This is a genomic window from Chelonobacter oris (genome assembly GCF_000772535.1).
Lineage (GTDB): Bacteria > Pseudomonadota > Gammaproteobacteria > Enterobacterales > Pasteurellaceae > Chelonobacter > Chelonobacter oris.
Genome location: NZ_JSUM01000003.1, coordinates 266,016 through 278,290, shown reverse-complemented (window position 1 = coordinate 278,290; position 12,275 = coordinate 266,016). Strand labels below are relative to the sequence as shown.

At 46.6% G+C, this 12,275-nt stretch carries 9 protein-coding genes; 2 read left to right on the top strand and 7 right to left on the bottom strand.

Going from position 1 to position 12,275, the window contains the following annotated elements; all coding sequences use genetic code 11:
• Window positions 1-26: 26 nt before the first annotated feature.
• The 4 genes from cmk to OA57_RS02665 all read right to left on the bottom strand — a co-directional run bounded on the left by cmk (window position 27) and on the right by OA57_RS02665 (window position 5,337).
• The gene (cmk, locus tag OA57_RS02680; protein ID WP_034613083.1) at window positions 27-710 is read right to left on the bottom strand and encodes a (d)CMP kinase; all 684 of its coding nucleotides are present in this window, start codon (window positions 708-710) and stop codon (window positions 27-29) included.
• 32 nt (window positions 711-742) lie between these two features.
• The gene (locus OA57_RS02675) at window positions 743-1,486 is read right to left on the bottom strand and encodes a glycerophosphodiester phosphodiesterase family protein (protein WP_034613081.1); all 744 of its coding nucleotides are present in this window, start codon (window positions 1,484-1,486) and stop codon (window positions 743-745) included.
• Window positions 1,487-1,554: 68 nt separating this feature from the next.
• Window positions 1,555-3,723, bottom strand: a complete 2,169-nt coding sequence (gene rlmKL, locus OA57_RS02670) for a bifunctional 23S rRNA (guanine(2069)-N(7))-methyltransferase RlmK/23S rRNA (guanine(2445)-N(2))-methyltransferase RlmL (protein ID WP_034613079.1) — start codon at window positions 3,721-3,723, stop codon at window positions 1,555-1,557.
• 204 nt (window positions 3,724-3,927) lie between these two features.
• Window positions 3,928-5,337, bottom strand: coding sequence for a cytochrome-c peroxidase (locus OA57_RS02665; RefSeq protein WP_052122342.1), 1,410 nt, complete (start codon window positions 5,335-5,337; stop codon window positions 3,928-3,930).
• A gap of 304 nt (window positions 5,338-5,641) precedes the next feature.
• On the opposite strand from OA57_RS02665, the gene pcnB reads away from it, so the two are divergent.
• Window positions 5,642-7,150 (top strand): polynucleotide adenylyltransferase PcnB, encoded by a 1,509-nt coding sequence (gene pcnB, locus OA57_RS02660; RefSeq protein WP_034613075.1) that lies wholly within the window; start codon window positions 5,642-5,644, stop codon window positions 7,148-7,150.
• Window positions 7,140-7,637: a 2-amino-4-hydroxy-6-hydroxymethyldihydropteridine diphosphokinase gene (gene folK / locus OA57_RS02655; protein WP_034613072.1), complete on the top strand. Its 498-nt coding sequence runs from the start codon at window positions 7,140-7,142 to the stop codon at window positions 7,635-7,637. The genes pcnB and folK overlap by 11 nt, the downstream gene beginning before the upstream one ends.
• Before the next feature lie 65 nt (window positions 7,638-7,702).
• On the opposite strand, the gene OA57_RS02650 is transcribed toward folK, so the two are convergent.
• The 3 genes from OA57_RS02650 to OA57_RS02640 form a co-directional block, all read right to left on the bottom strand.
• A complete protein-coding gene (locus tag OA57_RS02650; RefSeq protein WP_034613070.1) occupies window positions 7,703-8,362 on the bottom strand; it encodes a hypothetical protein in 660 nt (219 codons plus the stop codon).
• A 339-nt stretch (window positions 8,363-8,701) separates the two neighbouring features.
• Window positions 8,702-10,036 (bottom strand): HlyD family type I secretion periplasmic adaptor subunit, encoded by a 1,335-nt coding sequence (locus OA57_RS02645; protein WP_034613067.1) that lies wholly within the window; start codon window positions 10,034-10,036, stop codon window positions 8,702-8,704.
• An 11-nt stretch (window positions 10,037-10,047) separates the two neighbouring features.
• A complete protein-coding gene (locus tag OA57_RS02640; protein WP_034613064.1) occupies window positions 10,048-12,255 on the bottom strand; it encodes a type I secretion system permease/ATPase in 2,208 nt (735 codons plus the stop codon).
• Between the last annotated feature and the right edge of the window lie 20 nt (window positions 12,256-12,275).

Below are 12,275 nucleotides of genomic sequence, written 5' to 3'. Positions count from 1 at the left end.
TCCTTGAATAAACCGTAGTTTAAAAATCAGGCACACGCATTTATGCGCTGATCGATATATTGTAACGCTTTTTCGACGACTTCGCTAATACTTAATGCGGTAGAATCCAATAAAAAAGCATCTTCTGCCGCTTTTAACGGGGCGATTTCCCGATTACGATCACGAAAATCCCGTTGTTTGATTTCGGCTAAGATTTGATCATAATCTGCCGTTATGCCTTTTTGTTGCAATTGTTTAAAGCGGCGATTGGCTCGCTCCTCTGCGGCGGCATCTAAAAAAATCTTGGCTTGCGCCTGCGGAAACACCACCGTGCCCATATCACGCCCATCGGCAATCAGCCCTTTTCCACAGCTGAAATCCCGTTGGCGCTGTAATAACGCTGACCGCACTTTTGGAAGCGACGCCACTTTCGAGGCATTATTACCCGCTGCTTCGGTTCGAATTTCTGCACTAACATCTTCACCGTTCAAGAATACGCTGACTTTTCCGTCTTGCGGAATAAACCGAATATCCAACTTCGCCGCCAAATCGGCAAGTGCGGTTTCATTGTCCAGCGCCACCGCACTTTTAACCGCCGCCACGCCCAACACACGGTAAATCGCCCCCGAATCCAGCAACTCAAAACCTAACTTCTCGGCTAACGCCTGACATAGCGTGCCTTTGCCGACACCGCTCGGCCCATCAATGGTGATGATAATGTTTTTTTGCATTTCTGTTTCCTTTTAAACCGCACTTTCACTTTTTAACTTTTTCGATACCGCTCGGCATACAAATGCGGCACATCACTGAACACGGCAAATACGCCCCAATTAAACAGCTCGTTAGCTCGCATGGTATTATTCACCGTATAAACCGCCACTTTGTAACCTGCCTGATTAAAACGCGCCACCGTTTCACGGCTTAAGCCCTGTTGCGACAAATGGATATATTCCGCCCCGACCCATTCCAACACAGTGATTGCATCATCTAACGGTTGATAAGATTCATATAAACAGGCGACCGCAATCCGAGGACAGCGTTTTTTCAGTTCCGCCAAAAACAAGTGGTTGAAACTGGAAATAATCACTTCCCGTTCAGGCTCAAGTGCGGTCAATGCCTGTTGCAAACCGTCTAACAAGCTCAATGCCATCGCTTTGCCTGCTTCGCAGCTTTTGATTTCGATATTGGCGTTTAATTTCTGTTCATTCATCAATTGCACCAGCTGCGCTAAGGTCGGCAACGGTTCGCCTTGAAATGATTCACCAAACCACGATCCGGCATCAATTCCGTTCAAATCCGCTTGCGTGAAATGATAATAACCGCCACTGCGGTTAGTACAGCGATCCAGTGTTGAATCATGAGTGAGTATCACCGTGCCGTCGCCGATCACGTCAATATCGCATTCAAACCATTTAATATGGTGTGCTTTACACAATTTTATTGCCGCCAGCGTATTTTCCGGCGCCAGTGCCGATACGCCGCGATGAGCGTAAACTCGATGTTGCATTTTTTCTCCTTTTACAGTCGGGTGTTATTTGTGTTGTTACCGCGCCGTATGCAATACGCCTCTATTTTTTATTTTAACGGCGTTATCACCCAACAATTATGAATCTGTTTATTGCGCTCAAAATCCAACGGTAAGGTTTTGGCGGTAATATCTTGTGCTTGTAAGCCAAGTGCGGTCAAGCCGTCAAAATCCATTTTAAAGCCACGCTTATTGTTGGAAAAAATAAGCGTGCCGTTCGGGCGGATAATGTTTTTCAACATCGTCATCAGCTTCAAGTGATCACGCTGCACGTCCCAACTGTCTTCCATGCGTTTCGAATTGGAAAAGGTCGGCGGATCGACAAAAATCAAATCATATTGCTGTTTGCACTCCGTCAGCCATTGCAGGCAATCCGCCTGAATAATCCTGTGTTGGCGGCTCTCTTCAAAACCGTTCAAAATCAAATTCTGCTCCGCCCAATTCAGATAGGTATTCGACATATCGACCGTGGTCGTGGTTTTCGCACCGCCCAATGCGGCGTGTACGGTTGCCGAACCGGTATAGGCAAACAGATTCAGGAAATCTTTGCCTTTTGCCATTTCGCCCACCATTTTTCGGGTCAGACGATGATCGAGAAACAAGCCGGTATCCAGATAATCGGTTAAATTGACCCATAATTTTGCGCCGTATTCCTGCACGTCAAAATAGTCTCCCCGATCACCCAATTTTTCATATTGGCTGCTGCCTTTCTGTTTTTGCCGCACTTTCAGCACCAATTTATTCGTGTCCACCGCAGTCACCTGCAAGGTAGCGCCGACAGCATCCAACAAACGCTGACGGGCTTTGGCCGGATCAATATTTTTCGGTGCGGCATATTCCTGCACCACAATATAATCGGCATAACGATCCACCGCCAGATTGTATTCGGGCAAATCGGCATCATACAAACGATAGGCATTCAGCCCCTGCTGTTGCGCCCATTTTTCGATCTTTTTGATATTTTTCTGCAAGCGGTTGGCAAAATCCGGAGCTAATGTGGCTGCGCTCGAATTAGCCTGCACCGCACTTTGCGTATTTTCCGTTTTCAATTGTTCAAGTGCGGTTTCGCTTGTCGGCGTGATGTGATAATTCTTTTGCACGCATTCCAACGGCCCGTTTTTCGCCTTAAACTGGCGGTGAGAACGCAGACGGATACAATTTAATAACTCAGGTTCGCCGCTGAAAATCGACACATTCCAACCGCCGAACCGCTCTTTCAAGCGCTGTCCGAATACCGAATACAGTGCAATCAAGGCTGGCGTGGTGCCGAGCCGTTCGCCATACGGCGGGTTACACACCACCGTGCCGCATTCACCGTTTTCACACGGGTTTTTCAAGGCGGCAATATCCCCCTGCTTGAAACGGATTAAATGTGCCACGCCCGCCTGTTTGGCATTGTGTTGTGCTTTTTGCAACACACGGTGATCGAGGTCAAAACCGTAAAAGTGCGGTTGCGGATTTTTCCGTGCCTGCTGCTGCGCTTTTTGTTCCGCTTCCGACCGCACTTGCTGCCAACAAGCGTAATGGTGTTCTTTCCAGTGATCAAAGCCCCAATGCAAACGGCTCAATTGTGGCGCAATTTCCGCTTCCATTTGTGCCGCTTCAATCAGCAACGTGCCGGAACCGCACATCGGATCGACTAACGGTGTGCCCTGCCGCCAGCCGGCGCGCAGAATAATTGCCGCCGCCAATGTTTCACGCAACGGCGCTTTGCCGCTCTCCTCACGATAACCGCGCAAATGCAGCGCTTCCCCGCTGAGGTCGAGCGAAATAATCAGCTCCTCACGGTTTAAATAGGCATGAATTCGAATATCAGGATAGGCTTTTTCGACATTCGGACGCGCTTCGCCTTGTCGCTCAAAGTAATCGACAATGCCGTCTTTGACCCGCATTGCGCCGAACTGGGTATGGCGAATCGCCTGATTGGTGCCGTTAAAATCGACTAAAAAACTGCTTTTGCTGTCAAAATGTTGCAGCCAATTGAAATTGGTGACGGTAGAATACAGATCCACATCGTCATACACTTTGCCGTGTGTCAGCGGTAATAAAATACGTGAACTTAAACGGCTCCAGAGTAACGTGCGGTATAAAGTGCTATCGTCCGCCTGATAGGCGACACCGCCTTGTTTGATTTGGCAATCCTGCGCGCCAAGTGCGGTTAATTCGGTTTTCAGTAACTCTTCAAATCCACGGGCTGTCGTGGCAAATAGGGTTTTCATCGCTAAGTTGTCTCAATGCGTCTTTTCATTGTGGCGCAGTATACCAAAACTCAGCACAATTAACACCACGCACAAACGGAAGCGAGCGTTTATCGCTTTCGGCTCAACTTGGGAGCGATCAAAATCGATCTTTAGATAAAAACGATACCGACAAAAAATCCCAACCGCACTTTTGCGATTGGGATTGAACTTCGCAGTACAACGCTAATTGTTTTCGTTCACCAAGATTTTGCCTTGATATTCACCGGTCAAACCGTTCAAAAATTCCACCATATCTTTCACGTCTTGCTCCGGTAAAACGACGCCGCTTTGGTATTTCAGCATCATTTCGACCGCTTGTTGCAGGGTTTCCGCTTGTGCATCATGAAAATACGGCGCCGTTAAAGCGATATTGCGCAAGCCCGGCACTTTGAAACGGTGTCTGTCGCGCGGATCCGACGTTTGATTGAAGCGCCCCAAATCATCGCCGCTAATCGCTTTGCCGCGATCGGCAAAATAGTCCGCTTTCGTTCCCATCAATTCGTAAGATGTGCCGCCCATATTCACGCCGCTGTGGCAGGTATCGCATTTATATTGTTGAAATAATTGATAACCGTGTAACTGATTTGCCGTCAGTGCCGAGTGGTCCCCTTTCAAATAGCGATCAAACGCACTATTCGGTGTAATCAGCGTTTTCTCAAATTCTGCAATCGCCTCGGTAATGGTTTCACCGCTGAAACCGCTCGGATAAACCGCTGAAAATGCCGCTTTCAATTCCGCATCTTGCTCCAGTTTAGCAATAATTTCCGCCCAATCTTTTGACCCCATTTCTACCGGATTGAACGGCGGGCCGCCGGCCTGATCCGCCAACGTTGCCGCCCGTCCGTCCCAGAACTGCACAAAATTAAACGCAGCATTGTAAACTGTCGGCGCATTAATGCCGCCTTTTTGTTGATGAATGCCGCTCGATGTCGGTAAATTATCCACCCCGCCGCTGTTCAAACCGTGACAACTGGCACAGGACACACTGCCGTCAGCGGAAAGTGCGGTATTGTGGAACAGCTGATTGCCCAAAGCGACTTTTTCCGAATTCACCGGCAAGCTGTCCGGAATCGGCTGAATAAAGCGTGCGGCATCTACAGCGGCAGTCGCTTGCGGTAACAGATGATCTTGCCGTTGTTGACGAATCCAATCGAGTAACACTTTTTGCTCCTCGGCATTCAATGACGCTCCCCAGTGCAGATGAATAAACGATTTGGTCGGCATTTCATCATTGATCACCACCCGTTCCAATTTTGCCAGACTTGCCGCCGACAGTTTTTCAGGCTGATCCAACTGATCGACAATCTCACTTAGCAAAAAGTGATCAAGTGCAGTATTGATGTCGTCCTGCATAATGCCGTTGATGATCGGCAAATGGATATAGAACGGCATTTCCGCATGTTGTGTATGGCAATATTGGCACTGGTTGTCATAAAAAATATGCTCCACCGCCTTTGCTGCCGGATTTTTCACCGCACTTTGCGCCAATAACCGCGCTTTTTGTTGATTGTCAAAATAATTGACGTAAGCAGTCGCTGCCAAAAATCCGACAGCCCCCACCCCGAACAACACTAAAATAAGCTTCTTCGCCATGTTTACATCCTCCTGATTACGCCCAAATACCCCTACAACTTCTGCGGTAGTTTCCACTATTTATCGGTTTGTTTTTTTGATTAAAATCAAGAGATTTAATTTGTAAAACCTATTGCTATAATAGTCATGCTGTTTTTATGGATATCACGCCAAGAAAAATACCGTTGATAAATAACCCGCTATAAAAACGGCTTGAAAACGGTTTTCAGCGATTTTTATTTGCAACGCTGACAATTTCGGCTAAAATTCACCATAAAATTATCCGATAAATTAGTTAAGTTGCTGTTTCTCAGCGAGGTGTCCCATTTTAAAGTTAATCAAACAGTTTTTTGGCAAAAAAGAAAAATCACAACGCGATCCCCAAAAAACCAAATCCATTCAGGCAACATCCCATTCCGTACAACCGCATAAGGCAAAAGTCCGCACATCACCCAACCCGGAAACCAAAACCGCCAAGCCCCGAAAATCTCACCATAACAAAGAGAAAATCGGCGGTAAACACTGGCTAAAAGCGTCGGAATACGGCATTTATCCCCGCATGATTCAGCGCAATGCGCTTACGGTCGTAGAAAAGTTACAGCGTAATGGCTATGAAGCTTATGTTGTCGGCGGCTGTTTGCGTGATTTATTGTTGGAAAAAAAACCGAAAGATTTCGATGTTGCAACCAACGCCAACCCTGAACAAATCAAAAAAATCTTTCAGCGCCAATGTCGTTTGATCGGCCGCCGCTTTCGCTTGGCTCATATTATGTTCGGACGTGAAGTGATTGAAGTCGCCACATTCCGTGCCGAACACCAAGAAGAGCACCACGGCGAATTGTCACGTCAAAACGACGACGGTATGCTGCTGCGCGACAATGTCTACGGTTCGTTGGAAAACGATGCACACCGCCGTGATTTCACCGTCAATGCGTTATATTATGATCCCCAAAACAATATTCTGATTGATTATTTCAACGGTGTGGAAGATTTACGAAACGGCAAGTTGCGTCTGATTGGCGATGCGGAAACCCGCTATCAGGAAGATCCGGTCAGAATGCTGCGCGCCATGCGTTTTATGGCAAAACTGGATATGTTTTTAGAGCGAGACACTGAAGCGCCGTTAAAACGCTGCGCCCCGCTATTGAAAAATATTCCGGCGGCACGCCTTTTTGACGAATCGCTGAAACTGTTGCAGAACGGTTGTGGTTTAAAAACATACGAACTGCTCAAACACTATGATTTGATCCAATATTTGTTCCCGACGTTAACACCGTTCTTCACTGAACATCAGGATTCGTTGGCTGAACGCATGATTTGCACCGCACTTCATTCCACTGATGAACGAATTAAAGACAATTTACGGGTCAATCCGGCATTTTTATTGGCGGCATTTTATTGGTATCCGCTGCGGGAAAAAATCGATCAGCTCAAAAATGAAGCCGATTTGAATAATTTTGATGCGTTTTCCGTTGCCGCCAGTGAAATTCTGGACGGCTTATGCCGTGCATTAACCGTGCCGAGACGCTATACCATGGTTATACGTGATATTTGGCAATTACAATTGCAGTTGCCGAAACGTAGCGGAAATCGTGCCGAGAAAACCATGGAACAGCCTAAATTCCGTGCCGGTTACGATTTATTAACCATGCGTGCCGAACTGGAAGGCAGCGAACTGATCGAATTGGTCAAATGGTGGCATGAATACCAGCTCAGCAATTCACAGCAGCGTGAAAATCTGATGGTGGAACAGAACGAGCGCCATCCGCAGCCGAAGAAAAAACGCCGCTATCGTCGCCGTAAACCGAATACAAAGGCGAAAAATGCAGAATAATCCTGTTTATAAACGTTGCTACATTGCTTTGGGCAGCAACCTTGAAAACCCTCTCGAACAACTCGAAAGTGCGGTTCGGGCATTGAAAAATCTGCCCGATACCGATGTCAGTGCGGTCAGCCCGTTTTACCGCAGCCAACCGCTCGGCCCGCAAGATCAACCGGATTTTGTCAACGCCGTTGTCGCTGTCGACACCGCACTTTCCGCCTTCGAGCTGCTTGATCATTTGCAACAAATCGAGCAGCAACAAGGGCGAATCCGGCTACGCCGTTGGGGCGAACGCACGTTGGATTTGGATATTCTACTGTATGGCGATCAGACAATCCGTCACGAACGGCTGACCGTACCGCACTACGATATGCATAATCGGGAATTTGTAATCGTTCCGCTATATGACATCGCTCCGGATTTGATACTGCCGAACGGAAAGGCGCTTTCTGCATTACTACCGCACTTTGCACGGCACAGCATGCAAAAAATGGACTGATTAGCAATCTTGATCGAAACGAACAGGTTGTAAAATCGGGACGCATACGGCGTTCCGATTTCCCATTACAAAATCTCAAGCTGCAAACTGATATTCTTCTCCAACTCATCAACTAATACGGTTGAAACCGACATATAACAATATTCTTCCGTATCAATTTCAAACACACTCGGCGACTCGGCATCCTCATTCAATAAATCAGCCGTTGACAGTATCTCGGCTCCGTCCGCAAAAACCAACGGCTCATCTGCCGCATGACTTGCCAGCAATAGCAAGTCGACCGCACTTTGTTCCGCGTCATCGAAAACCGTGCCGCCGACCCAGCCGTATTGCACTGTTTCTTCTGTCTGTAAATGTATCGGCGCACTTTCTTCATCCCCTTCCCAGACAACGACACTATTGTTCAAAATAGGTTCCGGCTCATCAAATCCCGCGCTCGGCTCAAGACGGCTGATCATTTCACTTTCCAACAGCCAGTTGGCATCCGCAAATGCATTGATAACATTAAATGAAAGGTTTGCCTCCATTTCAGCCCCACTATCCGGCGCCACATCGCTGAGATGGGCATAATCGAGCAGCATTGGTGTAACCAGCCTGCTTAAATCCACTGAATCGGCATTTTTTGAACCGATATCCGAGAGTGCAATCAGTTGATCCCCATCATTAGAATTCCTATCCGATAAAACCGACCAAACCATTTTATGTAACATTGAATGATTACTCATATGTGTTTCTCTAAATACAGCAAATTTATCTCAATACGTAAAATGCAAATTTTTGCCCATTTCCGAGCCGCTATAAGGACGGAATTGATAACAACTAAAAATAGTACCAATAAGTTATTATATTAAAATATTATCAAATGAGGATTCATTTTTCGATCGCATTTACACAAACGTAAAAACCCGCCGCCAACCTGAAAGATAATTTTCATTAATTCCCTACAAAATCATGAAATTAATTTAATGAAAAAATATACATCTTCCAATAATGCGGATTATACCGAATACAAAAAAGCCAACCGAGTAATCTGCGATTGGCTTTCTTATTTATAAAACAGGCGATTATCTCTCTTGCAGCGCCTGCTTCATTCTGGTAATCGGTTTGATTAAGTATTGAAATACTGTCTTTTCGCCGGTTTTAATGTCGATAGTTGCAATCATGCCCGGAATAATCGGCAATTCCTCACCGTTTTTATCCGTCAACACACTGGAATCCGTAGTGACCAAAACACGATAATAGGCTTCATTTGCGTCAAGTTTTAAATCGCTCGGCCGCTTTTGATCATGCAACGTATCGGGGCTTAACAAGGTAACGACCCCGTCCAGCCCGCCGTAAATGGCATAATCATAGGCTGATAATTTGACTAATGCCTTCATGCCCGGACTGACATACGCCACATCGCGCGGGCTGATATAGGCCTCGACCACCAATTTTTCTTCAACCGGCACGATTTCCATAATATCCTGTCCTGCGCTGATAACACCGCCGATAGTATTAATTCGGATATTCTTCACAATGCCTTTCAATGGCGAACGGATTAATGAACGTTCGACCGGATCCGCTCTCATCGCCATATTTTCTCTGGCTTGCTGCAACTCGCTTTGCACTCTCACCAATTCACTGTTGGCATCAGTCACATATTTGTTTTGCCGTTCGACAATCTGCAATTGCAGCTCGCTCGACTGGCGCCGCATGCGCAGCACTTCAACTTCGGAGACCGCTCCTTTTGCCACCATGGGTGTCGTCATCGCAATTTCTCTGTCCAATAACGCTTTACTTTCGCTCAGGCTGTTGATCGATTCTTTCAATGCCAGTTTATGTGACTGATAAACCGCCGTTTCACGTTCAATCAGATCCGACGGTGTACCTTCGGCAAATTCCAACTCACGATTATAGGCTTCGGCTTCCAAACGGCTAACAACAGCCGCCAGATTTTGTACTTTGGCTTGGCTTTCTCTCAATCCTGCCGAACTGCGGGTATCATCAAGTTTTAGCAAAATTTGCCCTTTCTCGACCAAATCCCCCTCTTTCACCTGCATTTCACTTATAATGCCCGGATCAAGACTCTGAATAACTTGTTCTCGGCTGCTTGGAATAATGCTGCCTTGACCGCGAGTGACTTCTTCCAACGGGCTGTTATACGCCCAAATGACAAAAACCACCAAAAAAGCAAATAACAATAAAATACTCCAGAATAAGCCGGTATGTTTTTCTTGTTGGATAGCGGCATTCAAATCGGTTAATAATTTGAGATCCTGTTTGCTGTACCGCTCTTTATTCACGCCGGTTTCCGCAATTGATTGGGTTTGAACCGCACTTGGCGTTGTTTTTCCCACACTGGTTTGTTGGGCGTTTTGACTATTGTTGTTATCGCGCTGAATTTTATTATCTGACATGGTTATCTACCTTAAAGCGTCGCATCAAGTTGTGGCGCAGCGGCTTTTTCCGTCTGAGCTGCCGTTTGTTGTGGCGCCGATTTCGCCTGCTGTTGGTTGTTTTTTTCGTTTTCGGCCAGTTTCTTCAGCACCGCATCACGAGGCCCGTCCATAACCACTTTACCCTGCTCGATAATGACAATTCTATCCACAATCTGTAGCACCTGCGGACGGTGGGTCACAATCACCATAGTTCGGTTGCGCGACCAATTGGCAATAACCCGTAATGCTTGAATTTCACTCGCTTGGTCAAGTGAAGTCGTCGGCTCGTCCAGCAAGACGACTTTCGGGTTGCGCAGTAGCATTCTCGCCAATGCAATCACTTGCTTTTGACCGCCTGACAAACCCAATCCGTTCTCACCGAGCGGCATATCCAGCCCTCTCGGATGATTGCGGATCAATTTGTCCAATCCGAATACCGTCAATGCACGGATTAAATCTTGATCGGTTGAAAACCCGTCCATACGCGCCAAATCCATATTTTCGCGTAAACTGCCCAAAAACAGCCGCGGGTTTTGTTCCAACAATAAAATTTGATTACGCAAAAAATTCGGATCAAGTTGGCGTAAATCCACGCCGTCAAGAGTAATCGTACCGTTACTTAAATCATACAGTCCTGAACCGGCTTTAAGTGCGGTCGATTTTCCGCTGCCGATACGCCCCAAAATCCCTACTTTTTCTTTCGGGCGGATAGTCAGATTCAATTGGCTTAATGCCGGGGCGGCATCTTTATCATACGAAAAACCGACATGATTAAACTGCAACTCCCCCTGCACCTGATCGAGGGTGACATAGTTACGTTCGCTGTCGCGATCCACCTTACGTTCAATAATGCCGTTTACGCCTTTTAACGCAACCCATGCCTGTTGAAAACGTACCGCCAGTCCGGCAATTTGTCCGACCGGCGCCAATGCGCGCCCCGATAAGATCACTGCCGCAATCAATGCCCCCATGGTGATTTTCGATGTCGTATCTTCACTGTGAATCAAATAAGTTCCGTATACTACAAGAAATACGGTATTCAACTGCTGCATTGCCGTCGCAAAATTAATCACAAAATTGCTGGTATCCTTGAGCTTAATCGAAGAAGCGGCAGACGTTGCCGTATAATGATCCCAGCGTTTTTGCGCCCATTTGGCGGCATTATTGGTTTTAATGGTTTCCAAGCCTTCGATCGCCTCCACCGCCAAACCTTGACGTTGTGACGATTCTCTCATCGATTCGTTAATGTATTTTGATAACGGGCCTTGCGCCAAAAAACCGACCAAGATCACTAACGGAATGATCAGTGACGGCACAATGGCAAGATTTCCGGCAACCAGCCAGATTACACCGATAAACAGTAACAAAAACGGTAAATCGACCAAAGTCAGCAAGCTGGCGCTGGTCATGAAATCCCGTACCGACTCGAAGTCGCGCAAGTTACTCGCATATGAACCGGAAGATGCCGGTCTTTCTTGCAACCGCAAGCCGGTTACCCGCCTGAAAAGTGCGGCACTGATAATCAGATCGGCTTTTTTGCCGGCAATATCGGTTAAATGTCCGCGAATCATCTTACCGATAAATTCGAATGTGATGGCAATCACCACGCCGATACTCAACACCCAAAGCGTATTGTACGCTTGGTTCGGAATAACCCGATCATACACGTTCATCACATACAATGAGCTGACCAGTGCCAAAAAATTAATGATAAATGTCGCCAAAATCACTTGGTAATAATAACGTTTGAAGCGCCAAATGACTTTGAAAAACCACGCTTTCGGCATTTTGTATTCAGGCAATTCCGAACGGGCGTCCACGCCGATTTTCGGCTTAATAAACCAACAGTACCCCAAATAATTTTTATTCAGATCCGCATGGCTGATAAGCTGTGTCAAGCCGTCGAGCTGCTGGATTTTATAAGTGCGGTCTTGCCCGTATCCTTCAATACCGACTATCACGGCGGCTTCTTCATTTTTCAGCAAAACCACCGCCGGCATCGCCAAAGACGGAATATCTTCCAGCGCCCGTTGTGAAATCGTATTTTCAAAACCTTCGCTTTTTAAAAATTCCTGCAAGGATGAAAAATTGATACCCATATTATTATCACGGATAACATTGGCGGTGAGGGTGGCAACCGACAGCTGCGATCCGACCAATTGGGTTGCTAGGGAAATATTTTCAATGATGAGTTTCATGTTAATTATTCTTTTTGTGA